The 25,043-nt window shown below is 42.6% G+C and carries 26 protein-coding genes and 1 pseudogene; all 27 read right to left on the minus strand.

Translation table 11 applies throughout. From position 1 onward, the window contains the following. Positions 1-2: 2 nt before the first annotated feature. Entirely contained in the window at positions 3-1,319 is a 1,317-nt protein-coding gene (fliI, locus tag V6D42_RS06195; RefSeq protein WP_010334248.1) for a flagellar protein export ATPase FliI, read from the minus strand. Then, complete coding sequence (gene fliH / locus V6D42_RS06200) at positions 1,316-2,068, minus strand: flagellar assembly protein FliH (protein WP_333512681.1); 753 nt, start codon at positions 2,066-2,068, stop codon at positions 1,316-1,318. The genes fliI and fliH overlap by 4 nt, the downstream gene beginning before the upstream one ends. Then, positions 2,061-3,077 carry a flagellar motor switch protein FliG gene (gene fliG / locus V6D42_RS06205; RefSeq protein ID WP_003231981.1) on the minus strand — a complete coding sequence of 339 codons (1,017 nt, stop codon included), beginning with the start codon at positions 3,075-3,077 and terminating at the stop codon, positions 2,061-2,063. Before fliG ends, fliH begins: the two co-directional genes overlap by 8 nt. Before the next feature lie 12 nt (positions 3,078-3,089). Continuing rightward, on the minus strand, positions 3,090-4,700 hold the full coding sequence (gene fliF, locus V6D42_RS06210; RefSeq protein ID WP_333512682.1) for a flagellar basal-body MS-ring/collar protein FliF: 1,611 nt from the start codon (positions 4,698-4,700) through the stop codon (positions 3,090-3,092). A gap of 45 nt (positions 4,701-4,745) precedes the next feature. After that, positions 4,746-5,066 (minus strand): flagellar hook-basal body complex protein FliE, encoded by a 321-nt coding sequence (fliE, locus tag V6D42_RS06215; RefSeq protein ID WP_333513127.1) that lies wholly within the window; start codon positions 5,064-5,066, stop codon positions 4,746-4,748. 10 nt (positions 5,067-5,076) lie between these two features. Beyond that, positions 5,077-5,529: a flagellar basal body rod protein FlgC gene (flgC, locus tag V6D42_RS06220; protein ID WP_010334245.1), complete on the minus strand. Its 453-nt coding sequence runs from the start codon at positions 5,527-5,529 to the stop codon at positions 5,077-5,079. Further along, positions 5,529-5,918 carry a flagellar basal body rod protein FlgB gene (flgB, locus tag V6D42_RS06225; protein ID WP_010334244.1) on the minus strand — a complete coding sequence of 130 codons (390 nt, stop codon included), beginning with the start codon at positions 5,916-5,918 and terminating at the stop codon, positions 5,529-5,531. Before flgB ends, flgC begins: the two co-directional genes overlap by 1 nt. A gap of 382 nt (positions 5,919-6,300) precedes the next feature. Continuing rightward, entirely contained in the window at positions 6,301-7,080 is a 780-nt protein-coding gene (gene codY / locus V6D42_RS06230) for a GTP-sensing pleiotropic transcriptional regulator CodY (protein ID WP_003220850.1), read from the minus strand. A 38-nt stretch (positions 7,081-7,118) separates the two neighbouring features. Then, on the minus strand, positions 7,119-8,522 hold the full coding sequence (gene hslU, locus V6D42_RS06235; RefSeq protein ID WP_029441258.1) for an HslU--HslV peptidase ATPase subunit: 1,404 nt from the start codon (positions 8,520-8,522) through the stop codon (positions 7,119-7,121). 16 nt (positions 8,523-8,538) lie between these two features. Then, positions 8,539-9,084 (minus strand): ATP-dependent protease subunit ClpQ, encoded by a 546-nt coding sequence (gene clpQ, locus V6D42_RS06240; protein ID WP_010334241.1) that lies wholly within the window; start codon positions 9,082-9,084, stop codon positions 8,539-8,541. Positions 9,085-9,096: 12 nt separating this feature from the next. Beyond that, positions 9,097-10,011 carry a tyrosine recombinase XerC gene (gene xerC, locus V6D42_RS06245; RefSeq protein ID WP_010334240.1) on the minus strand — a complete coding sequence of 305 codons (915 nt, stop codon included), beginning with the start codon at positions 10,009-10,011 and terminating at the stop codon, positions 9,097-9,099. A gap of 67 nt (positions 10,012-10,078) precedes the next feature. Further along, on the minus strand, positions 10,079-11,386 hold the full coding sequence (gene trmFO, locus V6D42_RS06250; protein WP_010334239.1) for an FADH(2)-oxidizing methylenetetrahydrofolate--tRNA-(uracil(54)-C(5))-methyltransferase TrmFO: 1,308 nt from the start codon (positions 11,384-11,386) through the stop codon (positions 10,079-10,081). A 77-nt stretch (positions 11,387-11,463) separates the two neighbouring features. After that, complete coding sequence (topA, locus tag V6D42_RS06255) at positions 11,464-13,539, minus strand: type I DNA topoisomerase (RefSeq protein ID WP_029441257.1); 2,076 nt, start codon at positions 13,537-13,539, stop codon at positions 11,464-11,466. Positions 13,540-13,729: 190 nt separating this feature from the next. Further along, positions 13,730-14,535 (minus strand): annotated as a pseudogene (gene dprA, locus V6D42_RS06260) (DNA-processing protein DprA). A gap of 153 nt (positions 14,536-14,688) precedes the next feature. After that, positions 14,689-15,591, minus strand: coding sequence for a succinate--CoA ligase subunit alpha (gene sucD, locus V6D42_RS06265; RefSeq protein ID WP_010334236.1), 903 nt, complete (start codon positions 15,589-15,591; stop codon positions 14,689-14,691). A 28-nt stretch (positions 15,592-15,619) separates the two neighbouring features. Next, the gene (sucC, locus tag V6D42_RS06270; RefSeq protein ID WP_326128302.1) at positions 15,620-16,777 is read right to left on the minus strand and encodes an ADP-forming succinate--CoA ligase subunit beta; all 1,158 of its coding nucleotides are present in this window, start codon (positions 16,775-16,777) and stop codon (positions 15,620-15,622) included. Positions 16,778-16,950: 173 nt separating this feature from the next. Continuing rightward, positions 16,951-17,232: a FlhB-like flagellar biosynthesis protein gene (locus V6D42_RS06275; RefSeq protein WP_326231447.1), complete on the minus strand. Its 282-nt coding sequence runs from the start codon at positions 17,230-17,232 to the stop codon at positions 16,951-16,953. Then, positions 17,229-18,959, minus strand: a complete 1,731-nt coding sequence (locus tag V6D42_RS06280; protein WP_333512683.1) for a hypothetical protein — start codon at positions 18,957-18,959, stop codon at positions 17,229-17,231. Before V6D42_RS06280 ends, V6D42_RS06275 begins: the two co-directional genes overlap by 4 nt. Before the next feature lie 29 nt (positions 18,960-18,988). After that, entirely contained in the window at positions 18,989-19,756 is a 768-nt protein-coding gene (locus V6D42_RS06285) for a ribonuclease HII (protein WP_333512684.1), read from the minus strand. A gap of 70 nt (positions 19,757-19,826) precedes the next feature. Further along, on the minus strand, positions 19,827-20,675 hold the full coding sequence (ylqF, locus tag V6D42_RS06290; protein ID WP_010334231.1) for a ribosome biogenesis GTPase YlqF: 849 nt from the start codon (positions 20,673-20,675) through the stop codon (positions 19,827-19,829). A 144-nt stretch (positions 20,676-20,819) separates the two neighbouring features. Further along, on the minus strand, positions 20,820-21,167 hold the full coding sequence (gene rplS, locus V6D42_RS06295) for a 50S ribosomal protein L19 (RefSeq protein ID WP_010334229.1): 348 nt from the start codon (positions 21,165-21,167) through the stop codon (positions 20,820-20,822). Between the two features lie 139 nt (positions 21,168-21,306). Beyond that, positions 21,307-22,038, minus strand: coding sequence for a tRNA (guanosine(37)-N1)-methyltransferase TrmD (trmD, locus tag V6D42_RS06300; RefSeq protein ID WP_010334228.1), 732 nt, complete (start codon positions 22,036-22,038; stop codon positions 21,307-21,309). Beyond that, positions 22,035-22,559 carry a ribosome maturation factor RimM gene (rimM, locus tag V6D42_RS06305; RefSeq protein ID WP_010334227.1) on the minus strand — a complete coding sequence of 175 codons (525 nt, stop codon included), beginning with the start codon at positions 22,557-22,559 and terminating at the stop codon, positions 22,035-22,037. Before rimM ends, trmD begins: the two co-directional genes overlap by 4 nt. 4 nt (positions 22,560-22,563) lie before the next feature. After that, positions 22,564-22,950 carry a YlqD family protein gene (locus V6D42_RS06310; RefSeq protein ID WP_268450196.1) on the minus strand — a complete coding sequence of 129 codons (387 nt, stop codon included), beginning with the start codon at positions 22,948-22,950 and terminating at the stop codon, positions 22,564-22,566. A 121-nt stretch (positions 22,951-23,071) separates the two neighbouring features. Further along, positions 23,072-23,317 carry a KH domain-containing protein gene (locus tag V6D42_RS06315; RefSeq protein ID WP_024121381.1) on the minus strand — a complete coding sequence of 82 codons (246 nt, stop codon included), beginning with the start codon at positions 23,315-23,317 and terminating at the stop codon, positions 23,072-23,074. Further along, positions 23,317-23,589, minus strand: a complete 273-nt coding sequence (rpsP, locus tag V6D42_RS06320; protein WP_003220815.1) for a 30S ribosomal protein S16 — start codon at positions 23,587-23,589, stop codon at positions 23,317-23,319. The genes V6D42_RS06315 and rpsP overlap by 1 nt, the downstream gene beginning before the upstream one ends. Positions 23,590-23,694: 105 nt before the next feature. Continuing rightward, positions 23,695-25,035: a signal recognition particle protein gene (gene ffh / locus V6D42_RS06325; protein WP_024121380.1), complete on the minus strand. Its 1,341-nt coding sequence runs from the start codon at positions 25,033-25,035 to the stop codon at positions 23,695-23,697. Between the last annotated feature and the right edge of the window lie 8 nt (positions 25,036-25,043).

Raw genomic sequence — 25,043 nt, forward strand, 5'->3', positions numbered from 1 at the left:
TTCTATTCCTCATTTCCTGTCAAACTAGTTAATGCTGCAATGCTTTCTTCCAATGATGCTGATTCTTCTGTTCCCTGCTTCAGAAATTGAATAAGCTGCGGATAAAATTGTATCGCCTCATCAATTTCTCTTGAGGACCCTCTTTTGTAAGCTCCAATATTAATGAGGTCTTCAGAATTTTGATACGTTGATAAAAGTTCACGGAATTTATTCGCTGCGTCTAAGTGCTGTTTTGTCGAGATGTTTGACATCACCCTGCTGATGCTTTTTAGCACATTGACGGCAGGAAACTGGCCTTTATTAGCAAGAGCCCTGTCTAACACAATGTGTCCGTCTAAAATTCCGCGTACGGTATCAGCAATAGGTTCATTCATGTCATCTCCGTCTACTAACACTGTATAAAACGCTGTGATTGTTCCGTGTTCATTTGCACCTGTTCTCTCTAACAACCGAGGTAAAATAGCGAACACAGAGGGTGTATATCCTTTTGTCGTCGGGGGCTCTCCAGCGGCAAGTCCGATCTCCCTCTGAGCCATCGCCACCCTTGTGACAGAATCCATCATAAACATGACATTTTGGCCTTTATCACGAAAGTACTCAGCAATGGCTGTCGCCGTATATGCGGCTTTCAACCTCATTAATGCAGGCTGGTCTGAGGTAGCAACGACTACAATTGACCGCTTCAGTCCCTCTGCTCCCAGATCTTTTTCAATAAACTCCCGAACCTCTCGACCGCGTTCTCCAACAAGTGCAATTACGTTCAAGTCAGCTTCGGTCTGTTTAGCGATCATTCCCATTAATGTGCTTTTTCCGACGCCGCTTCCTGCGAAAATACCAATCCGCTGGCCTTTTCCGACAGTCAGCAGACTGTCAATAGACCTGACTCCAACACCCATCTTTTCACGGATAGGCGGACGTTTCATCGGGTTAGGCGGTGATTGCTCCGTTGATACAGGCGAAAGTCCTTTCGGCAAAATTTTTCCGTCGAGCGGTTCGCCAAACGCATCAATGACTTGTCCGATCAGACCGGCTCCTACCTTTATACGAAGAGATTCACCGGTGGCTTCAACAATGCTCCCGGGTGCAATGCTTGCGGCCTCTAAATAGGGCATTAACAGAATATTTTCTTCCTGAAAGCCAACAACTTCAGCTTTGATGACTTTACCTGATTGACCCTTTGCATAAATCAGGCATAGATCGCCAATTGAGCTTGCCGGCCCCTTTGATTCAATCATCAGGCCGATTACCCGTTTCACTTTTCCATAACGCTTATACGAGTCTGTCATTTCTATACAATCTATCAGACTCTGTGTCTTCATAGATCCGCACCTGCTTCCAGTGCTGTAAGGAGCTTATGCTTCAGTTGCACCAGCTGGGTATCAATGCTTGCATCTACTCTCCCAAAAGGAGTTTCTATATAACATGATCCTTTTTCAGCTTTTTCGTCGGCGTATAAACCAAGCCGGCATTCTTTGTATAGAAGCTGCTGAATTTCGTTTTTATGCTGAAAAACTGTTTCATAGTAATAAGGATCTACATATATTGATATATCGTCATATTCCTTTACTTCGTTTACCACCTGTTTCACAAGCAGGATAAAGGCCTCTTTATCATCAGTTTTTTGCTGCCATACTTTTTTAGCTAACGCAACGGCAAGCTCAACGATTTCTCCGGAGGCATCTTCAAGTTTGTCCTCTACAGCTTTTCTGGACATTTCCATTATGCTGGTTGCTTGACTGATCAGCCCAGCATACTGTTGTAAGGCTTCAGTTTTCCCTAATGCCACACCTTGTTCGAATCCTTCTGCTTTCGCTTCTTCAATAAGCCGCTGTTTTTCAGCCGCCCAATCATTTTTTTCCTGCTCGATTTGACGGCGGATATCTTCCATCTGGCTGTTCGCTTGCTCGGAAATCCGATTAGCTTCTTCTTTGACCCGGGCCATTAAAGCTTCCGGATTTTCTTCAGTCTGTAAAAGGTGTGTATGATCAATCCGAACCTCTTGTAAAGAAAGCTTCCTTCTTTCCTGCTGTGGGGAAAAAGATGATTCTTGTTTAATGATATTAGACAATAATATCGTCTCCTCCGCCTCTTGCTATCACAATTTCACCGGCTTCTTCAAGCTTTCTGACGATGCTTACAATTCTTGATTGAGCCTCTTCTACATCCTTCAAACGTACAGGGCCCATAAATTCCATTTCTTCTTTGAATGTTTCAACCATACGCTGTGACATATTGTTGAATACAATTTCTTTGACTTCCTCGCTTGCCACCTTTAATGAAAGGAGCAGATCGTCGTTTTCAACATCGCGAATAACCCTCTGAATTGCGCGGTTATCAAGTGTAACAATGTCCTCAAAGACAAACATCCGCTTCTTGATTTCTTCAGCAAGATCAGGATCCTGAATTTCCAAGGAATCCAGTATCGTCTTTTCTGTTCCTCTGTCTACACCATTTAAGACTTCAACAACAGCTTCGATTCCGCCGGTTTGTGTATAGTCCTGAGTGAATGCGGAGGATAATTTCTGTTCCAGAATCCGTTCTACCTCATTAATAATTTCAGGTGACGTTCTGTCCATTACCGCAATCCTTCTTGCGACTTCTGCCTGAACCTCAGGATTCAGCTCGGATAAAATTTGTCCGGCCTGCACAGGGTCAAGGTAAGACAAGATTAAAGCCATCGTTTGCGGATGCTCTTGTTGAATGAAATTTAAAATTTGTTCAGGCTCTGCTTTTCTGGCAAAGTCAAATGGTTTAACTTGCAGAGAAGAAGTCAGCCTGTTTAGTATGTTTTCAGCCTTATCTTCTCCCAGCGCCTTCTCAAGAACTTGTCGGGCATAGCTTAAACCGCCCTGAGAAATATAATCTTGGGCAATCGCTATATTATGAAATTCCTCTATAATTTCATCCTTTTTTTGATGATCGACACTTCTAACTCCTGATATTTCAAGAGTAAGCCTTTCAATCTCTTCATCGGTTAAATGCTTATATACAGAAGCTGACACATCTAAACCTAAGGAAATCATGAGAATGGCTGCTTTTTGTTTTCCTGTAAGCTTATCTTGATCACGTCTCGCCATTTCTAATCCCTCCTAATCCTCGGCCAGCCAGCTTCTCAGCAGTTTCGCAAAGTCTTCAGGCTTATCTTTCGCCATCTTTTCAAGCTGTTTTCGTCTGACTGTTTCCTCTGTTTCATTTTCCTCTTCATTTATATCAGGCAAATTGATAGGCTCCTGAGGCACTTCGTACGTGTATTCCTCAAATTCATCCTCTTGAGCGCGTTTCTTTCTGATAAACATAATGATCAGAATGATGATGACTGCTACCAAAACGCCCCCAACGATATATACCCACATTGGGATACCGGAGGAATTTTCCGTATCAGTATCAAGACTTACTTTTCCATCAAAAGGCTGAACGGAGACAACAATTTTATTGCTGATATCTTCATCAGAAAGGTTCTGGTTTTGTGTTTCATCCTTATTCAATGATGTTCTGACAACAGTTGAAAGAATTTTTTGTATATCATCCTGTCTTTCGGTTGATAGCGACGCCGTGTTTTTGGCATCAGGCGGCTCTACCATTACTTGAATCCCTAAATCCCTTACCTTATAAGGGCTTTCAGCTATTTCTTTATGGATTCGGTTAACCTCATAATTGATTTTATTACTGCTTTTTTCGTAGTTCCCACTTTCGGTATTTTCACCGTCAGCTTGATAGTTTGTTACATCTTCATCACCGGTTCCGGCAGTTCCGCCATTAGCTGCGCCGTCTCCCTGATATGTTTCCGATACTTTTTCAGCACTAACCGCAATGCCTTCCATGTTTTCTTTGTCAACAGGCTCGACGATGTCTTCTGTCCGTTTTTCTTTTGTAAAGTCAATATCGGCCGTGACAGAAACGACAACTTTGTCCTGCCCCATCATCGTTCCAAGCAATGACTGAACATGTTTTTGAATGTCTTTTTCAACTTGGGATTTAATTCCCTGCTGTGAAGAATAACTATCAGCGTAGGACCCTGAACCGCTGTCTGTTTTGTCGTAGTATGTAGAGTTCTGGTCCATGATAACGATATTATCTTCTTTTAAGTTCGGCACACTTTTTGATACCAGATGATACAACCCGTTGATCTGGCTTTGATCTAGTGTGTAGCCAGGCTGAATCTGCAGTACGATTGAAGCAGATGCTGCTGATTGCTCTTCACCGACAAAGACAGCGTCTTTCGGAAGGTTAATCATTATTTTTGAATTTTTGATACCGTCCATTTCATTAATCAGATTGGACAGTTCCGTTTGTGTGGCTTTGACTTTCACCATATCAAATTCATTATCTGTTAAACCAAAGCCAGCGTTCTGTCCAAAAAATGAGTAATCAATTGATCCGGTTTTAGGAAGCCCTTCTGCAGCCAGCTGAACTTTCAGTGAATCAACCTGATCTTCCGGAACCTTAATAACCGTACCGCCATTTGAAAGTTCGCTAGGCACTTTTTTCGCATCCAGTTCTTCTTTGATCTGTCCGGCTTCTTCAGCTGACAAATCTTTGTACAGCGGCGCCATTTTCTGATTAGAAGAAAAAATACTGATAATAATGGCAAGAATGATAATTGCCGCTAAAGCACCAATCATTAAAATCTTTTGTAATTTAGATCTATTTTTCCAAAACTCACTCGTTTTGTTTTTCATTTGCATTAGAGTACGATTCATGTTAACCCCCGGTCATTCCACTCTTTCTCTTTCTCGTCAGACCCCCTACATTTGCATTCTCATAATCTCCTGGTATGCTTCCACAGCTTTGTTGCGGAACTCAGTTGCAGCAGTCAGAGAGATGCTTGCTTTTTGAGCGGCGATCATGACCTCATCAAGATTCACATCTTTCCCTGAAGCCAAGGCATTAGTCATATTGTCAGAAGCTACTTGGGACTCATTTAACGAACTTATAGAGTTTTTTAAAAGCTCCGAAAAGCTTGTTTGATTTGAAGAATCTGTTTTTTGGCTATTGTTTACTTGATTTGTTGCATTTTGAGTGTTTTGAGTATTTTGAACCTGAAAAGGAGAAATTTTATTGATCACATTCATCACCTTACTTTCCGATTTCTAGAGCCTTCATCAGCATTCCCTTTGAGGCATTCATCGCTGTGACATTGGCCTCGTATGATCTCGTACTGCTGACAAGGTCAACCATTTCTTTTAATGGATCAACATTTGGCTTTTGCACATATCCTTCAGCGTTTGCATCAGGATTGGTCGGATCATAGACCAGATTAAAATCAGAGTTATCCTCAGTGATTTTTGTAACCTTTACCCCATTTCCGACATTGCCGCTGCCGCTCATTTTAGAATTCAAAATCGATGAGAACGATTCACCTTTTGACTGAAGCGAAACCATTTTCCTTCTGTAAGGCAACCACTCACCGTTTACCTGCTTAGCTCTTGTCGTATCCATATTCGCCAAGTTAGACGATACAACATCCATTCTGAGGCGCTGAGCAGTTAAAGCTGATGCTGAAACATTTAAGCTTTGAAAAGCTGTCATTACTTTCCTCCTGTTAGTACGGTCTTCAGAGAATTGAATTTTCCGTTCATTCTTTCAACTAAAGCTTGATAGTTAATCTGATTTTCTGCTAGTTCTGTCATCTCTTTGTCAACGTCAACGTTATTTCCGTTTTGCTGATAAGATGTATCTCCGCTCGTTACAATTGAATAATTTGAATCAGCATCAGAAAAATCAACATGCCGATAGTCTGTTTTTATAGATTCGAGACGAGAGGATTCTTGATCTAATAAATTTTGGAAAGAGACTTTTTTCGCCTTATAGTTCGGTGTATCTATATTAGCAATATTATTGGTTATGACTTTTTGCTTAATATTCGCTCTGCCCAAGGCATTTTCAAGATTTTGTATCGTTCCAGAAAATAGGCTCAAATCCACTTACCTCCATTTCAGTTTTTTTCACCCTCAATATCCTTGTCGAGATTTGTAAAACCATATGCTTATTGTAAGAAATAACAGGCATAAAGTCTATGAAGTTCGTGTAAAAAAATGTCCTCATATATATCTATTTTACAAATAGGTACATAGTCCTAGATTATTTGAACTACGTTTTTTACATTAATATAAGGCTGAAAATAGCTTAATTTCTGTATTTCCCCATTCATTTATCGTCTTTTTTCTGTTTTTATGAAGTAAATCATCAATTTTATTAACATATTACAGAGAAAGACTTTTCGCCCAGGAAATAAAGCTTATTGATTTCCTTTATTTGAATGCAAAAAAGAACCCCTCTTTTAAGGGGTTCTTCTGTTCATTAATGCGATTTCAGATTTTCTAATTCAATCAGGAATTTGTTGTTCAGCACTTTGATATAAGTACCCTTCATTCCTAATGATCTTGACTCAATTACCCCAGCACTTTCAAGCTTTCTGAGTGCGTTAACAATAACTGAGCGAGTAATGCCGACACGGTCTGCAATCTTACTTGCAACAAGAAGACCTTCGTTTCCGTCAAGCTCTTCAAAGATGTGTTCAATTGCTTCAAGCTCACTATAAGAAAGAGAGCTGATTGCCATTTGTACGACTGCTTTGCTTCTTGCTTCTTCTTCAATTTCTTCTGCTTTTTCTCTCAGAATTTCCATTCCGACAACTGTAGCGCCGTATTCAGCAAGAATTAAATCATCATCATTAAACTGATCCTGTAAACGTGAAAGAATGAGTGTACCTAATCTTTCTCCGCCTCCGATGATCGGCACAATTGTTGTTAAACCAGCTTGGAACAAGTCTCTGTTTTCAACAGGAAAAGCAGTATACTCACTATTGATATCCAGGTTAGAAGATGTTTCAGGGACGTTGAACAGATTCTTCGTATATTCCTCTGGGAATTGGCGATCCTCAAGCATTTTTTTCATACGGTCATTTTCAATTTGCTGATTGATAGAGTACCCGAGAAGTTTTCCTCTGCGGCTCACAACGAAAATATTGGAATCAATTACATCCCGAAGCGTTTCCGCCATTTCTTTAAAGTTAACCGGTTTCCCTGCCGCAGCTTGCAGCATGGAGTTAATAATTCTTGTTTTTTGTAATAAAGCCATGGTAAATGATCCTCCTAAACATTCCTCTTATTAAATTTTCACAATATAAATTGACTTAAATCTTTGTTTTTAGCTATCGTTCCGAGCTTTTCTTCCACATACTGCGGTGTAATCGTTATTTTCTCCATTGTTACATCCGGGGCTTCAAAAGAAAGATCTTCTAACAGACGTTCGAGTATTGTATGAAGGCGTCTCGCACCGATATTATCTGTTTCCTGATTCACATGATAGGCGACTTCAGCAATCTTATGAATAGCTTCGTCAGAAAATTCAAGAGATATACCTTCTGTCTGTAATAATGCCTGATATTGTTTTAAGAGCGCGTTATCAGGTTCAACTAAGATTCTCACGAAATCGTCAACCGTCAGTTTGCTCAGTTCTACACGAATTGGAAAACGCCCTTGCAGTTCAGGAATCAGATCAGATGGTTTGGCCATATGAAATGCTCCCGCTGCAATAAACAATACATGGTCTGTTTTAACTGAACCGTATTTAGTGACAACGGTAGAACCCTCAACGATTGGGAGAATATCACGCTGAACACCTTCTCTTGATACATCAGCTGAAGATGACGCGCCACCGTTTTTTGCAATTTTATCAATCTCGTCGATAAAGATAATTCCGCTCTCTTCTGCTCTATGGACAGCTTCCTGGCTGACTTCATCCATATCGATGAGTTTGCTTGCTTCTTCATTCGTCAGGACTTTTCTGGCTTCTCTGACAGTCATTTTACGGCGTTTCTTCTTCTTTGGCATCAATCCGCTCAGTGCATCCTGCATATTCATGCCCATCTGCTCCATACCCGAGCCCTGCAGCATGTCAAACATAGAAGGCTGTTGCTCTTCAACTTCTACAGTAACATAGTGGTCTTCCAGCTCTCCTAATGCCAGCTGATGAGCCATGCGTTTTCTTTTTTCTTCAATGTTTGCTTCTTCCTGGCTTTCCGTTTCGTCTTCGCCGTTTGGCTGGCTGCCGCCAAAAAACATTTCAAACGGGTTTTTAACGCCTGATTGTTTTTTCTTCCCTGGGACTAACAGGCGCACAATGCGTTTGTTTGCATTTTCTTCAGCCTGCTCCTTCACTTCGTTGATTTTTTCTTCTTTTATAAGACGAACAGAAGTTTCCACAAGGTCTCTGACCATTGATTCAACGTCCCTGCCTACATAGCCGACTTCTGTAAATTTTGTTGCTTCAATTTTGATAAATGGCGCACCTGAAAGCTTAGCGATTCGTCTGGCAATTTCAGTTTTCCCTACCCCGGTAGGCCCCATCATTAAAATGTTTTTCGGAACGACCTCGTCTTTCAGCTTTTCATCCAGAAGACTTCTTCTATAGCGGTTTCTTAATGCCACGGCGACAGCTTTTTTCGCGTCTTGCTGACCGACGATGTATTGGTCTAACCGATCTACAATCTGTCTAGGTGTTAACGGTGTTTTTTCCATGCGCCTCAAGTCCTTTCTATTCAAGCTCTTCCAGTATGATTTGATCGTTCGTGTATACACAAATTTCGCCCGCTGTTTCCAGCGCAGCTCTAGCAATCTCACTTGCAGTCATGCTGTCACCGGCATGCTTTTTCAGCGCTCTTCCGGCTGCCAAAGCGTAGTTGCCGCCTGATCCAATTGCCAGAATGCCGTCATCCGGTTCGATAACCTCACCAGTTCCCGATACGAGAAGCAAGGTATCTTGATTCATAACGATCAGCATGGCTTCAAGCTTTCTAAGCACTTTGTCGCTTCGCCATTCCTTTGCAAGCTCAACAGCAGCCCGTTTTAAGTTGCCGTTATATTCTTCAAGTTTCGCTTCGAACTTTTCGAATAGAGTGAAAGCGTCTGCAACAGATCCCGCAAATCCTGCGAGAACCTTGCCGTTAAACAGTTTTCTTACTTTTCTCGCAGTATGTTTCATTACAACAGCCTGACCAAATGTAACTTGACCGTCTCCGGACATTGCGCTTCGTCCCTGATGCTGTACTGCAAAGATTGTGGTCGCATGAAAAGATGACATAAAGGGCCTCCTTTAATTTTTCTTAAAAGCTCTTGGATGGTGAGACATATATGTGTTTCTCAGCATTTCCTTCGAAACGTGCGTGTATATCTGTGTCGAAGACAGATTGGAATGCCCGAGCAGTTCTTGAACGCTCCTCAAATCTGCTCCTTCGTTTAACAGATGAGTGGCGAACGTATGTCGAAGCATATGCGGATGGATATGTAAAGTGCCGGACGCTTTTTTGACAAGCCCGCTTAAAATGTGCCTAATGCCTCGGGCTGTAAGCGGTCCGCCTCTTTGATTCACGAATAATAGATCATGAGGTTCTTTTGCTTTTTTCAGCAAGCACTGTCTTCCGCTATTCATATATAACTTCAACGCTTCACGGGCGTAAGACCCAAAAGGGATATAACGCTGCTTCTTGCCTTTCCCGTGTACAAGCACAGTGTCCATAAATAAATCAAGATCATGAACCGTTATGGAAGAGCATTCACTGACCCTCATTCCGGTGGCATAGAGAAGCTCTAATAGCGCTTGATCCCTCATGCCGGTCGGCTGGCTTATATCTGAAACTTCAAACAGTTCCTCAAGCTCTTTTTGATATAGAAACTTCGGTATCCGTTTCTCTTGTTTCGGCAGATGAACAAGCTGGAACGGATTATCATCAACAAGCTTTTCCCGCATCAGAAATTTGTAAAAACTTCTCAATGCAGAAATTTTTTTACTGATTGTTCTTCTTGATAAACCCTTTTCATAGGCTTCTGTCAAAAAAATTCTAGTATCTTGATATGCAGCTTCTTCAAATCCATTTATACCTTGAACACGCAGGAAAGTCTCGAATTCTTCAATTGAATCCACATAATTCACAATAGTATATTGTGAATAATTTTTTTCAATTTGTAAATATTCAACGAATAAGTTTACGAAATTCTTAACATTCTCCATGCCAAATACCTCCCCAGGAAGGGCTTTTAAATGGTATCACAAATCGCGTTCAAGTTGCAATCAATACCTATATTGTTTTCGAAATTGTTTGAATTGTCTCGATCGCCCGATTTGCGTACTGTTCATTACGCTCTTTTTTATTTTTAATTTTAACAGGCAATTCTTTTAAAAGCCCAAAGTTTGCGTTCATCGGCTGGAAGTTCTTCTGGTTTGTTGTTGTAATATAGTGAGCCATACTGCCTATTGCTGTTTCCTGAGGAAAAGTGACAAGCTCTTCTCCTAAAACAAGTTTAGCCGCATTAATACCTGCTACAAGTCCAGAAGCAGCAGATTCCACATATCCTTCTACTCCCGTCATTTGTCCTGCGAAGAACAAATCGTTCCGTTTTTTAAATTGATAAGTCGGCTTTAACAAGCTTGGAGAATTAATGAATGTATTTCTGTGCATAACGCCGTATCTGACGATTTCCACATTTTCAAGTCCGGGTATCAATTTGAGGACTTCCTTTTGGTCTCCCCATTTTAAATGAGTTTGGAATCCTACAATATTATAGAGAGTTCCCGCCGCATCATCCTGTCTAAGCTGAACGACTGCATATGGACGTTTTCCGGTAACAGGATGCTCTAATCCCACTGGCTTCATCGGTCCGAAAAGCATTGTTTTCTTTCCTCGTTTTGCCATTACTTCAATCGGCATGCAGCCTTCAAAGAAAATCTCTTTTTCAAATTCTTTTAACGGCACAGTTTCCGCTGAAGTCAAAGCTTCATGAAATCGGTCAAACTCTTCTTCTGTCATCGGGCAGTTTAGATAAGCCGCTTCTCCTTTGTCATAACGGGATTTCAAATACACTTTATCCATATCAAGGCTGTCTTTCTCTACGATAGGCGCCGCTGCATCATAGAAGTATAAATAGTCTTCTCCAGTAAGCTCTTTTAACTGTGCAGACAATGATTCTGAAGTTAACGGACCAGTTGCGATAATTGTTGGTCCTTCCGGTATTTCTGTTACTTCTTCATTAATAACAGTAACGTTGGGATGGTTTTTCACCCGGTTTGTCACACTTGCCGCAAATTCGTGCCGGTCTACCGCGAGTGCGCCGCCGGCAGGCACTGAGCATTCGTCAGCCGCAGCGATAATTGCTGAATCAAGCGCACGCATTTCTTCTTTTAATACACCTACAGCGTTAGCAAGTGTATTGGAGCGTAAAGAGTTGCTGCATACCAGTTCTGCAAATTTATCAGTATGATGGGCAGGCGTCTGTTTGACAGGGCGCATTTCATATAATCTGACTTGAATCCCCCGTTTGGCAAGCTGCCATGCCGCTTCACTGCCTGCAAGTCCGGCTCCAATTACATTCACTGTTTGTTGGTTCATCTTTCACATCTCCTAGTTTATTATTCATTGTCTTCTTTTAACACACACAAAGAAGGTGAGCAAGACCCTGCTCACCGCTACTTCTGTGGTTCTTCCTTATAATCGCATTCCACGCATTGGACTTGTATGCCTTTTTTGAGTTTTTTCTCAACAAGCATTTTTCCGCATTTCGGACATTTTCGTTCAATTGGTTTGTCCCAGGAAACGAATTCACAGTCCGGATAACGGTCACAGCCGTAAAAAATCCGTTTCTTTTTCGATTTTCGCTCAACAATATTTCCTTCTCCGCAGCTCGGGCACTTCACACCGATTTGTTTGACAATCGGCTTTGTATTCCGGCAATCGGGGAAATTGGAGCAAGCTAGGAATTTACCGTATCGGCCCATTTTATACACCATAGGAGAACTGCACAATTCACAATCTTCTCCGGCATATTCAGGCTCAATTTCAACTTCCTTCATTTCTGATTCGGCTTTTTTCACGCGCTTTTCAAAATCGGTATAGAAGTTATCAATAATCTGTACCCATTCTATATTGCCTTCCTCAACATTATCAAGGTCTTTTTCCATTTTTGCCGTAAACTCAACGTTAATGATTTCAGGGAAAAATTCCATGATCAGTTCAAGCACGATCTGCCCTAATTCTGTGGGAACAAACCGTTTATTATCCAGACCAACGTACCCTCGCCGCTGAATCGTATCAAGCGTCGGAGCATAAGTGGAAGGACGGCCGATACCGAGTTCTTCAAGCGTTTTAACCAATCGGGCCTCAGTATAGCGCGGAGGCGGCTGGGTAAAATGCTGTTCCGGTTCTATATCCTTAGATAAAACAGTGTCTCCCTCTTGCAGGTCAGGCAGCATCCGGTCTTTTTCTTCCAATTGATCGTCTTTGCCTTCAACATACACTTTCATAAACCCGGAAAACTTGACTTTACTTCCGTTTGCACGAAAAGTCAAACCGTTGTTTGTCAAATCAACACTCATTGTATCTAAAACAGCAGATGCCATTTGGCTGGCAACAAAACGCTCCCAAATTAATTTATACAGTCTCAGCTGATCTCTGCCAAGGACTGCTTTTAATTCGCTTGGTTTTCTGAGAACCGACGTCGGGCGGATCGCTTCGTGGGCATCCTGAGCATTTTCATTCTTTTTAGCGGGCTTTCTTTTGCCGCCTAAGTACTCTTTTCCGTACGTTTGATCAATAAACGCTGCCGCTTCATCAACTGCTGTATTGGAAATACGGGTTGAATCCGTTCTCATATACGTGATCAAACCGACAGTTCCTTCTTTTCCCAGATCAATTCCTTCATATAATTGCTGGGCAATCATCATCGTTTTCTTCGCTCTGAAATTGAGCTTGCGCGCTGCTTCCTGCTGAAGGGTTGAAGTTGTAAATGGCAAGGCCGGATTGCGTTTCCGTTCCTTTTTAGTTACTTTTTCAACTGTATACTTATTGCCTTTGAGCTGAGAAAGTATGTCTTTTACATCCGCTTCGCTCTTTAAAGGAAGTTTTTTTCCGTTTTTACCGAAAAAGCTCGCTTCAAACGTCTCCTGTCCTTTTAAGAACGTGCCGTCTATTGTCCAATATTCCTCTGGCTTAAAGTCGTTAATTTCCTTTTCACGATCAATAATTAAACGGAGGGCAACAGATTGAACACGGCCAGCGCTGAGCCCTTTTTTAACTTTTTTCCAAAGAATTGGGCTGATTTTATATCCGACGAGCCTGTCTAATATACGTCTCGCCTGCTGTGCATCCACCAAATCCATATTGATCATGCGGGGATGCTTAAATGATTCTTTAATTGCGTCTTTCGTAATTTCGTTAAACACAACACGGCAGTCTGAATTAAGATCCAGGTCAAGGCTGTGGGCCAAGTGCCATGCAATCGCTTCCCCTTCTCTGTCGGGGTCGGCTGCGAGATAAACTTTTTTCGCTTTTTTGGCAGCGGTTTTCAGCTCTTTTAATACCGGACCTTTACCTCGAATGGTTATATATTTCGGTTCGAAATTTTGTTCTATGTCAACTCCCATTTGACTTTTTGGAAGATCCCGGACATGTCCCATTGATGCTTTCACTTTATATTTTTTACCTAAGTAACGTTCAATCGTTTTCGCCTTAGCGGGCGATTCCACGATGACTAGATAATCAGACATTTTCATCCCCCTCAAGAGGTGTTCTCTCTCTTCAAGTATTTCAAATTTTATTTTATATTTGCAGCTGTCTTTATTTGGCTTTCAACATTTCATTCTTTATGATGAACGTCATTATTTAAATAGAAAACAATATGCAACTTTAAATCCTCACTATTATTAAATATTACAATGCTGTTTGTCAAACGATAATTCAAAAGGGTTCCGTATATTGAACGTTTCTCTCAGGAAGCTCTGCATAAATATCCTCTGCTGACCATATGGCTTTAGCCCCCTCTTGGATCAATTTTATAGGACCTCCGGCGTAAGGATCAAATACAGAACCGGGTACGGCAAATACTTCTCTCCCTTGTTCCAGCGCTTGGTATGCGGTAATCAAAGAACCGCTTTTCTCTTTGCCCTGCACAACAATGTGCCCTCACTTAACCCGCTGATGATACGGTTTCTCATAGGGAAATGCCATTTTTGGGGTTTGGTTTCAGGTGGATGCTCTGACAGAAGAAGATGGTGTTTAGCCATGTGTTCTGCTAATTGAAGATTTTCTCGAGGATAAATGTTCTGAAATCCGCCTGCGATGACTCCGATTGTCCGCCCCTTCGCCTTAATACTTGCCGCATGGGACAATCCGTCAATCCCAGACGCCAGCCCGCTGACAATCACCCACTTTTTATGGCAAAGCTCTATTGTAAGATGATTGACAACCTGGATTCCATAGGCTGTTGGATGTCGCGTACCTACAATTCCTATTTTACGCCCTTGAGAAAGAAGGGATATATCACCTTTTGCAAACAGCACAGGAGGCGGATCATAAATGGTTTTCAGCCAGAATGGATATTGATCTGAGGATATTGGGATGACTTCAATGCCTTGCTGATGGTATACAGAGAGTAAATACTGAAGTTTGGGATATTGTTCTTCTATTTTATTTTTTAATGCCGCAGTCTTTACTTTGCCGTGTGAAGCAGTTTCTAATACGCATGAAGGGTTTGACAGTGACATTAACGGATCAGCTTTCCACCATTTTAATAGAAGAGAAGGGGATAATAATTGATTGATTCTGCAAGTGATTAAACAGGCAGCGGCCTGATCCAATATGAGGACCTCCTTTTGACAGCAAAAGCAGGAACAGCCAAGATGGCTGTTCCTTCTCTATTAATGTGTTTTGCACGTTTCAAATAAATTCTTCTCTTTCAACACTTTAATTAATGTTTCTCCCATGACAGAAGGTGTCTCTGCAACTTCGATTCCGCATTCGTTAAGTGTTTTGATTTTTTCATCCGCAGTGCCTTTTCCGCCGGAAATGATGGCACCTGCATGTCCCATGCGCTTCCCTGGAGGTGCTGTTTTGCCTCCAATGAATCCGACTACCGGTTTTGTCATGTTGGCTTTTACCCACTCAGCAGCTTCCTCTTCAGCTGTACCGCCGATTTCGCCGATCATGATGACAGCGTGTGTATCAGGATCTTCGTTAAACGCTTTTAAAACATCAATGAAGTTGGTTCCATTTACAGGGTCGCCGCCGATCCCAACGGCTGTAGACTGTCCTACACCCGCTTCTGACAGCTGATGCACTGCTTCGTATGTTAATGTTCCTGAACGCGATACAACGCCTACATGACCCTTTTTATGGATATATCCGGGCATAATGCCGATTTTACATTCTTCAGGCGTGATGACGCCAGGGCAGTTCGGGCCTATTAATCTCGTTTTCTTGCCTTCCATGAAGCGTTTCACTTTTACCATATCTAAAACCGGGATATGCTCTGTGATGCAAATGACCAGATCAAGCTCCGCATCTACCGCTTCCATAATAGCATCAGCCGCAAAAGGTGCCGGGACATAGATAACAGACGCATTTGCGCCAGTCGTATGAACTGCATCAGCCACTGTATTAAATACAGGTACCCCTTCCACTTCTGTTCCGCCTTTTCCAGGTGTCACACCGCCCACGATATTTGTGCCGTATTCAAGCATCTGCTTCGTATGGAATAAAGCGGTAGAACCTGTAATCCCTTGTACAATAACTCTTGTATCTTTATTGATAAAAACACTCATTATTTGGTCCCCTGCCTTTCATTCTTTCCTATACTAAAGATACGATTTTCTGCGCGCCGTCAGCCATGGATTCCGCAGATGTAATATTTAATCCTGATTCACTAAGGATTTTCTTCCCTAGATCCACGTTTGTTCCTTCAAGACGGACGACAAGCGGCAATGTTAAACCGACTTGTCTTGTCGCTTCAACAACCCCTTCTGCGATGACATCACATTTCATAATGCCGCCGAAAATGTTGACGAAAATCCCTTTAACATTTTGGTCAGAAAGAATGATTTTAAATGCTTCCGTGACTTTTTCTGCGGTTGCGCCGCCCCCCACATCAAGGAAGTTGGCCGGCTCTCCTCCATAATGTTTAATGATATCCATCGTGGACATCGCAAGCCCTGCGCCGTTTACCATGCATCCGATATTTCCATCAAGGGAAATGTAGCTCAGATCGTATTTAGACGCTTCAATTTCTTTTGGATCTTCTTCGTCCAAATCTCTATATTCCATAATATCTTTTTGTCTGTATAATGCGTTGCTGTCAAAATTTAATTTCGCATCAAGTGCCATCACATTCCCGTCTCCTGTTACAACGAGAGGGTTGATTTCGGCAATTGAGCAGTCTTTCTCCACAAACGCTTTGTATAGTCCAAGCATAAATTTAGCAGCTTTCCCAACAAGCTCTTTTGGAATATTAATAGCGAATGCAATTTCTCTGGCTTGATAGCCTTGGAGGCCAACAGCCGGATCAATGACAGCCTTTTTGATTTTTTCCGGTGTTTTCTCTGCTACTTCTTCAATTTCTGTTCCGCCTTCTTCAGAGGCCATCAGAACAATTCTTGAAGTGGCACGGTCAAGCACTAATCCCACATAGTATTCCTTTTTAATATCGCAGCCTTCTTCAATAAGTAAGCGTTTTATTACTTGCCCGTCCGGACCCGTCTGATGCGTAACAAGGGTCTTACCTAAAAGTTCTTCAGCGTACGCTCTTACTTCGTCTAATGATTTTGCTATTTTTACCCCACCAGCTTTGCCTCGACCGCCAGCATGAATTTGAGCCTTTACGACATAAACTGAGCTGGATAAGCTCTTTGCTTTTTCAACTGCTTCTTCTGCTGTAAAAGCCACTTTACCTTCAGGAACAGATACCCCATATTTTCTGAGGACTTCTTTTCCCTGGTACTCATGGATATTCATTTCCCATCCTCCTAACTTATGTAACAAAACTAAAAATAGACTGCGCTTTCATTCTATATAATACTGGAAGAATTGTCTAGAGTTCGATGCAAAATCTTAAAATCCTTCTAAACATTCAAACTTTTATTTTATTAAAAACATAAATTTCAAGCGGAGAATGGGGAATATTTCGGCTATTTTTTATTTTTTACACTTTCGTCCAACCTATAAATGAAAGAAAAAATCTCGGCTACCGTTTCATAAAGAGCTTCCGGGATCTGGTCATCCACAGTCAAATGGCGCATTAATTCGACAAGGGTCCGATCTTCTTGGATCGGGACCCCCGCCTTTTTAGCTTCTTTGATAATGTTGTCAGCAACATAGCCCTTTCCGGTTGCAATTACTCTTGGCGCCTTGTCTTTTTTTTCGTCATAATGGAGAGCTATGGCTTTCCTTAAAGGCGTTTGCTCGTTCATATTTTCACATCCACTTCCTGATCACTGATGCTTGTTATGTATTGATCAATTGTAGCCATTTCATCAGATCGAAGGCGCTTTTTAGCGTTAACTCCTGAAAGACTGTAGCCCATTTCTTTGAGCGATTGCTTGAGGGTGGGCACCATTGGATCGATGGCCGGCTGAAGTTCAAAATCCGTCTCAATTGTAATCGTCATGACTTGCTGCTGTATCAGGCAGTCAACAACCGTTTCTTTTAACGTATCCAATTGCAGTAAAAACAGGAGCCGGCAATGGGAAGGGTCGAGCTTTCCATCCGCTTCTTTTTTTCCTTTAAACAGAACAGTCATGTCCTGAACCCCTGATTTTGAAAACATCGGAAATGACATCACAATTTGGCTGTATGAAGGATGATCCTGCTGCATGAGAAGCTGACCGTTTAATTTATGGAAGAGCTGATCCGCTTCCTGTTTGACAGGTTCCGCTAACTCATGTGACGCTCTGGCGGCATGCAGAGCCATCTTGACTGATTGAATATCATCAGGCAGCACTGCGGTGCCTTGTTCAAACGCTTTAATAAATGCAAGCTCATCTCGCGCGCCTATTGCCATTTTTACTTTGGATAAAAAGGAAAGAACATCTGCCTTATCCGTTAAATTAGGAGCTGTCTGCTGAACAGCCTTTAAAAATACATCGGCTTCTTGATCCGTAACTCGTGCGGCCTGCAAAACAGATGCTGCTGTCTCGGGCTTATTTTGACTAGAGGAAACAACAGCCTTTATCCAATTCGCTGCTTCTTTTACGATTGAATTGCCGTTTTTATCCGCAGCTTCCGTCAGTTTGGCCAGCAGCCTTCCTGCTTCTTTCATTGGAATGTCTGAGACAGTTTTAGCAGCACCGTCTCGTATGTTTCGCTGCTGCTCCTGCGGGTTTACAGGTGCCCGGTTTGCCTTTCCTGCAGAGCCGTCTGCTGCGCTAAGCTCCCGGTTTCCGGCAGTACTGACTGAAGAGGCAGATCTGGTATGATCCGTTAACGAGAAAAGCTTCTCGATAAGACGTTCTGCATGGACATCTGTTTCGCTATTAAATAGTGCTGTAACGGCTTCTCTTAGCTTTGTCAGCGCCTGGATCGGCTGAGGATTTTCATGAATAGCCTGTATCAGCTGAGATAAGTGCTGATGGAGCGGTACAGGCGATTTGACAGCATGAACTCCGCTCAAAACATCGGGATGAACAGGGAGATCTCGCTTTAAGGCAAATAAAACTGTTTCAATGGCTTTTTTTGTGTCTGACGCAGGCAGCGTGTCCATCCAGCGGACAGCTGTTTTGATATCATTTTCTGTGATGGGTGTTTTGCTTTTCAGCATTGCGCCTGCCATCATAAGGGAGGCGTTTGACGGCTTCACTGAAATAGCGTTCAGAAGCTTGCCCGCTGCATCCTGAATTGTTTTGGGATTTTGGTCAAAGCTTTGAACGACCTGGAGACGGCCTGTCTGTTCCGCTGGTTTTTTTTCGTAGGAAAACCAGTAATACGCCTGAGGACGAAGCTGGGTTTCAAGTTTGCCTTGAATCGTTTGATTCCCTACTTGGATCAGTGCATGCTGATCCCCTAATAAACGAAGTACTTTTCCTAAAAGGAGACGCTTTACGGCATTTGATTCGTCGGTTGTATGTGATGTTTCCCGCGGAGCTGCAGTGTTACCAAAAAGGTTTTTGAGCGCCTGCTGTACATCATTTCGTATGTTCATTTCAAAAAGGTGCCTCCTTGTTCATTAGATTATCTGTAAGATTGAACAGGAGCGAAAGTTTTCCGGTGCAAATCGGTCGGTCCGTAGGCTGCTAGCGCTTCAAGATGCTCTTTTGTCCCATAGCCTTTATTTTTTTCAAAGCCGTACTGCGGATACTTTTCTGCATATGCGCTCATCATCCGGTCCCTCGTGACTTTCGCAATACACGCACCTGCAGCGATAGATACGCTTTTGGCATCGCCTTTTATAATTGAAGACTGAGGCGTATCGAGCGGCAGTGTCATCGCGTCAACGAGCAAATAATCGGGGGTATCGGACAAATCGCGGATTGCTTCGACCATTGCCAATTTTGAGGCTTCATAAATATTGATCTCATCAATAACAGCTGCTTCTACAATTCCTATACCGACTGCCACAGCTTCTTTCATAATGAGATCGTAATATTCCTCACGCTTCTTTTCTGTAAGCTTTTTTGAGTCTGTGAGTCCAAGTATTTCGCATTCCTCAGGAAGGATGACTGCGCTGGCGACAACCGGTCCTGCCAATGGGCCCCGGCCTACTTCGTCTACTCCTGCAATAAAACGAAACCCCTTGTTTCTCGCAAGCTGTTCATAGGTGGTCATATTCATCCACTGTTCTTTTAGCGCTTTTTCCTTCGCATGCTTTTTCAGCCATTGCTCTACAAGCGCTTGTACGCTTTTTCTCGGGTCATTTTCACACTGGACAAGAAATGGGTCCTGGTCATCTCTTACCCCTTGCAGACGGTCTCTAATGTCTTTTACGGTTAATGTATTCACTTTCTCTTCTCCCTTACTGTATGTATCGGTCGGGTCAGGAAAAAATAAAGACCCGCATTTCTGCGGGTCTTTACATCGTCGGCTGTTCGAATGACAGCCTCCCGAACTTTTCTGTGCGGATATCACGAATAATCACTTCAGTCGTTTTATCGTAGTTAATAAGCCCCCCGCTCATGAGGCAGCCGCGTTTTTCACCTATCGCATCAAACAGCTCCGCAATGTCTTCGGGTATCTCATCGAGCCCGTAGCGCTCTTTAAGCCGTTCAGGATAATGTTCTTCGAGAAAACGGAGGCCAAACACGGCAACATCCTGAAGATTGATAATCGAGTCTTTAATAGCCCCCGTGACTGCCAGCCTCAACCCGACAAGCTCGTCCTCAAATTTAGGCCATAGAATCCCCGGAGTGTCTAAAAGCTCTAATTCTTTTCCGACTTTGACCCATTGCTGAGATGTTGTGATACCCGGCCTGTCTCCGGTTTTCGCGATATTTTTCTTTGCCAGCCGGTTGATAAGCGTTGATTTTCCGACGTTCGGAATGCCGATGATCAACGCCCGGATCGCTCTTGGCTTCACACCTTTTGCCCTCATCCGGTCAAATTTCTCCTGCAGGATATCTTTTGAAGCCGGAACGATTTGATTTAATCCTTGGCCGTTTACAGAATTAATGGACAGAGAGCGGATTCCTTGGTTCTCAAAGTGCTCTTTCCACTGCTGTGTAACTGCCGCATCTGCTTTGTCAGCTTTATTTAACAGCATAATTCTCGGCTTATTTTTTAAGATGTCTTCAATCATTGGGTTTCTTGAGGACATCGGAATTCTGGCATCTACCAATTCATATACGATATCGATTAATTTTAATTTTTCGGTTACTTCCCGTCTTGCCTTTGCCATATGGCCAGGGAACCACTGGATTGTCATGTGACACAAACACCGCCTTTATCTTCTGAGTGTGCAAGATTCTTAGTTGTTCTTTATGTATTTTACGATGCCTGACCGGCATTTTCAAATTCTATATAAAAAAAGAGCTTGTTACTGGTAACAAGCTCTTTTCGTTCGTTATCATTATCGTCTGATTTCTTTAATACGAGCCGCTTTTCCGCGAAGTTCACGCAGGTAGTAAAGCTTAGCACGGCGTACTTTACCGTAACGTACAACTTCGATTTTCGCGATTTTTGGTGTGTGTACAGGGAAAGTACGTTCAACGCCAACACCGTAAGAAATCTTACGAACTGTGAACGTTTCGCTGATTCCACCACCACGACGCTTAATCACAACACCTTCAAAAATCTGGATACGCTCACGATTACCCTCAACAACTTTTACGTGTACACGTAAAGTGTCACCAGGACGGAACGTAGGAAGATCAGTACGAAGCTGTTCTTTTGTGATATCTTCAATTAGTTTTTGCATCGTTTTCAACTCCTTCCAACAGATGCTCTTGGCCACAAAACCCGGCACAGCGGAACATCGTTTTCAAGCTTTCAGCGGATAAGCCCGCTCAAGCCACAAGTAGTATCTTATCACAATTTCATAGCCTATGCAATAAAATCTATTCTTTTTCCCATTCAGAAATCCATTTTCTTTCTTGCTCTGTCAGCGGATAGTCTTTCAGGAGATCCGGGCGTCTTAAATAGGTTCTTCTGATCGATTCTTTATTCCGCCATTCTTTGATTTTAGCATGGTTTCCTGATAGAAGTGTTTCAGGCACTTTTAAACCTTTATAATCTGCCGGTCTTGTATAATGCGGATGCTCCAAGAGCCCCGTACTGAACGAATCCTCTATGTGGGAAGCCTCTTTGCCAAGCACACCCGGAAGCAGCCTGACGACACTGTCAGCGATCATCATCGCAGGCAGCTCACCGCCTGTCAGAACGAAGTCGCCAATTGATATTTCATCGGTCACCAAATGCTCACGGATTCGCTCATCATAGCCTTCATAATGGCCGCAGATAAACAGCAAATGCTCTTCCTTTGCCAATTCCTCGGCTTTTTTTTGAGTGAAACGCTCACCTTGCGGGCAGACGAGGATAACGCGCGGCGGACTGTCTGCTTTTGAGGTCAGGTCCTCAACCGCGTCAAAAACAGGCTGAGGCTTCAGCACCATACCTGCTCCGCCTCCGTAAGGATAATCATCCACTGTATTATGCTTGTTATCAGAATACTCCCGGAAATTGACGATCTGGAACTGCACTGCTTCTTTTTCTTGGGCTTTTTGAAGAATGGATGAACCGAGCACACCTTCAAACATGTCAGGAAACAGCGTCAAAAAATCGATTTTCATTCGTCTATTAATCCTTCCATGAGTTGAATCTCAATTTTCTTTTCGCTGACATCAATCTGTTTGACGACTGATTCAATGTAAGGGATCAGCGCGTCTTTTTTACCTTTACGCTCGATTACCCATACATCATTGGCTCCCGGTGTTAAAATTTCTTTCACCTTTCCGATCAGTTCGCCTTCTTCAGTAAAAACTTCACAGCCGATAATTTCGTGGAAATAAAATTCTCCCTCATTCAACTCACCCAAATCCTCTTCCGGAACTTTGATGATGGCGTTTTTCAGTTCCTCTACTTCATTCAGGCTTTGTCTTTCTTTAAACTGCAGGAGATGAAATTGCTTATGCAGCCTGTACGTGTTTACCGTTACCTCTATCGGTTCTTGGCGTCCGTCCATAAACAAATACAGCGTGTTGCCCGGCTTGTACCGTTCTTCGGCAAAATCCGTTTTTGAAATGACCCGCACCTCGCCTTTAATTCCGTGGGTATTTACAATTTTACCGACATTAAACCATCGCTTTGTCATATGATCACCTCTGGCGAATTTCAATTACTGTTCCGTCTTTTATGACGATGGTGTTTGCTGCTGTTTTCTCATGCCAGTCATCCCCGACTTTAATGGTCAGCAGCGCATCGATTTCCTTTTCTTTCATTTCACTGCCAAGCGGTAATGTATGTACTTGGGTAATTTGAAAATCGATCATTTTCATATTATCTTTTCGTTTTTCTATTGCCTTTTTAAATTGCTCAATTACATCTGGGTTCTGCTGTTCTTTTTCATGTTTTCTAAGCTGAAAATAGAGCTGGCTGCATTCTCGTTCAAGCATTTGTTTCTTTTCTGTGAAAGTAGATAACAGCTTTTCTTTGCTGTGCTCGGTTAAGACTTGCATAACGGCTACACGGTGAATAATTTGCATCGCACCAAGCTCCCTGCTTTTAAAACTTTTTCAAGACCAGACGTTTCTATCTTGTCTTATCTTCTATCAGTTTACCCGTTTTTTGCGTGTAAAAAAAGGGGAGGTGCCGGCCCTCTCCCTTTTAGTCAAATATTTCAAATTGAACTTTCTTAGAAGACTGTGCGCCAGCTGCAAATACAGCTGTTCGAATCGCTTTTGCAGTCCGGCCTTGCTTCCCGATAACTTTACCGGTATCTGACTTATGAACAGATAAGCGCAGCGCAATCTTTTGATCGGTTTCTTCTCTTATGACCCGAATGTCATCTGGATGATCAACAAGCGGCGTCACAATCGTGACAATCAAATCTTCCAAGTGTTGATCAGTCATTACTTGCCTTGTTTAGCGTTGTGGAATTTTTCCATGATTCCTTGGCTAGAGAACAAGTTGCGAACTGTATCAGATGGTTTCGCTCCAGTTTGAAGCCATTTAAGAGCAAGCTCTTCATCAATTTTTACTTCCGCTGGTTTTGCAACCGGGTTGTAAGTGCCGACTGTTTCGATGAAACGGCCGTCACGCGGTGAACGAGAATCTGCTACAACAATACGATAGAAAGGAGATTTTTTTGCTCCCATACGTTTTAAACGAATTTTTACTGCCATTTTACTAGCACCTCCGAAAATATTTCAACAAGATAGTATATTAACAATGATAAAAGTGTTTGTAAAGTGTTTTTTCTTAACAACGGTTTTATCATGTATAACCGATTACATAAAAGGTAACTTAAATCCTTTTTTCTTTCCTTTTGACATGTTTGTCATTTGCTTCATCATCTTTTTCATTTCGTCAAACTGCTTAAGCAGACGGTTGACTTCCTGTACGGACGTCCCGCTTCCTTTCGCAATCCGCTTGCGCCGGCTGGCATTAATGATATCCGGCTGTTCTTTTTCAAGAACAGTCATCGATTTAATGATCGCTTCCACATGATTCAGCTGCTTTTCATCAACTTGAATATTTTTCAAGCCTTTCATCTTACCTGCACCCGGCATCATTTGCAGAAGCTCATCCAGAGGCCCCATGTTTCTGACCTGCCCGAGCTGCTCGAGAAAATCGTCCAATGTGAAGCTCATTGTTCTCATTTTTTGTTCCAGCTCTTTGGCCTTGTCTTCATCGACGGTTGCCTGAGCTTTTTCAATCAATGTTAACACGTCACCCATGCCGAGAATCCTTGATGCCATGCGTTCAGGATGGAAAGCTTCTAATGCATCAAGCTTTTCGCCTAAACCGGCGAATTTAATCGGCGTGTTTGTCACCGCACGAATGGAAAGTGCAGCACCGCCGCGCGTGTCTCCATCAAGCTTCGTTAATACAACACCGGTTAAACCGAGCTGTTCGTTAAAGCTTTTGGCTACATTCACGGCATCCTGCCCGGTCATTGAATCGACAACCAGAAAGATTTCTTCCGGATTCGCGATTTCTTTCACTTGGGTCAGTTCATCCATAAGCTCATGGTCGATATGCAAACGTCCTGCTGTGTCCAAAATGACATAATCATAGTGTTCTTCCTTGGCTTTTTCAATAGCCTGCTTGGCTATTTCTACAGGGCTGACCTGATCACCAAGGGAAAAAACAGGCATGTCGAGCTGCTTGCCGAGCGTTTCCAGCTGCTTGATTGCAGCAGGACGGTAAATATCGGCAGCAACCAGCATCGGTTTGCGATTGTGCTTTTTGCGCAGCAGATTTGCAAGTTTACCGCTCGTTGTCGTTTTACCGGCACCCTGGAGACCAACCATCATAATAACAGTTGGCGGCCGCTTCGCGACGGCAATTTTGCTTTCTTCGCCGCCCATCAGCTCTGTCAGTTCCTCTTTAACGACTTTAATGACCTGCTGGCCGGGCGTCAGGCTTTTCATGACGTCTTGGCCTACAGCCCGTTCACTTACTTTTTTCACAAAATCCTTTACTACTTTAAAGTTAACGTCAGCCTCAAGCAGCGCAAGACGAACCTCACGCATCATTTCTTTTACATCTTGTTCGCTGACTTTCCCTTTTCCGCGGATTTTAGAAATCGTCTGCTGCAGTCGGTCGGCTAATCCTTCAAATGCCATAGTTTGCC

The organism is Bacillus sp. 0909A (assembly GCF_036765115.1).
GTDB lineage: Bacteria > Bacillota > Bacilli > Bacillales > Bacillaceae > Bacillus > Bacillus mojavensis.

Bases quoted from the DNA above. Each gene is read 5' to 3' on its own strand.
- fliI (WP_010334248.1), bottom strand. From the start codon at position 1,319: ATGAAGACACAGAGTCTGATAGATTGTATAGAAATGACAGACTCGTAT.
- fliG (WP_003231981.1), bottom strand. From the start codon at position 3,077: ATGGCGAGACGTGATCAAGATAAGCTTACAGGAAAACAAAAAGCAGCC.
- fliF (WP_333512682.1), bottom strand. From the start codon at position 4,700: ATGAATCGTACTCTAATGCAAATGAAAAACAAAACGAGTGAGTTTTGG.
- flgC (WP_010334245.1), bottom strand. From the start codon at position 5,529: ATGACAGCTTTTCAAAGCTTAAATGTTTCAGCATCAGCTTTAACTGCT.
- codY (WP_003220850.1), bottom strand. From the start codon at position 7,080: ATGGCTTTATTACAAAAAACAAGAATTATTAACTCCATGCTGCAAGCT.
- hslU (WP_029441258.1), bottom strand. From the start codon at position 8,522: ATGGAAAAAACACCGTTAACACCTAGACAGATTGTAGATCGGTTAGAC.
- clpQ (WP_010334241.1), bottom strand. From the start codon at position 9,084: ATGTCATCTTTTCATGCGACCACAATCTTTGCAGTACAGCATCAGGGA.
- xerC (WP_010334240.1), bottom strand. From the start codon at position 10,011: ATGGAGAATGTTAAGAATTTCGTAAACTTATTCGTTGAATATTTACAA.
- trmFO (WP_010334239.1), bottom strand. From the start codon at position 11,386: ATGAACCAACAAACAGTGAATGTAATTGGAGCCGGACTTGCAGGCAGT.
- topA (WP_029441257.1), bottom strand. From the start codon at position 13,539: ATGTCTGATTATCTAGTCATCGTGGAATCGCCCGCTAAGGCGAAAACG.
- sucD (WP_010334236.1), bottom strand. From the start codon at position 15,591: ATGAGTGTTTTTATCAATAAAGATACAAGAGTTATTGTACAAGGGATT.
- sucC (WP_326128302.1), bottom strand. From the start codon at position 16,777: ATGAATATCCATGAGTACCAGGGAAAAGAAGTCCTCAGAAAATATGGG.
- V6D42_RS06275 (WP_326231447.1), bottom strand. From the start codon at position 17,232: ATGAACGAGCAAACGCCTTTAAGGAAAGCCATAGCTCTCCATTATGAC.
- V6D42_RS06280 (WP_333512683.1), bottom strand. From the start codon at position 18,959: ATGAACATACGAAATGATGTACAGCAGGCGCTCAAAAACCTTTTTGGT.
- ylqF (WP_010334231.1), bottom strand. From the start codon at position 20,675: ATGACAATCCAGTGGTTCCCTGGCCATATGGCAAAGGCAAGACGGGAA.
- rplS (WP_010334229.1), bottom strand. From the start codon at position 21,167: ATGCAAAAACTAATTGAAGATATCACAAAAGAACAGCTTCGTACTGAT.
- trmD (WP_010334228.1), bottom strand. From the start codon at position 22,038: ATGAAAATCGATTTTTTGACGCTGTTTCCTGACATGTTTGAAGGTGTG.
- rimM (WP_010334227.1), bottom strand. From the start codon at position 22,559: ATGACAAAGCGATGGTTTAATGTCGGTAAAATTGTAAATACCCACGGA.
- V6D42_RS06310 (WP_268450196.1), bottom strand. From the start codon at position 22,950: ATGCAAATTATTCACCGTGTAGCCGTTATGCAAGTCTTAACCGAGCAC.
- V6D42_RS06315 (WP_024121381.1), bottom strand. From the start codon at position 23,317: ATGACTGATCAACACTTGGAAGATTTGATTGTCACGATTGTGACGCCG.
- rpsP (WP_003220815.1), bottom strand. From the start codon at position 23,589: ATGGCAGTAAAAATTCGTTTAAAACGTATGGGAGCAAAAAAATCTCCT.
- ffh (WP_024121380.1), bottom strand. From the start codon at position 25,035: ATGGCATTTGAAGGATTAGCCGACCGACTGCAGCAGACGATTTCTAAA.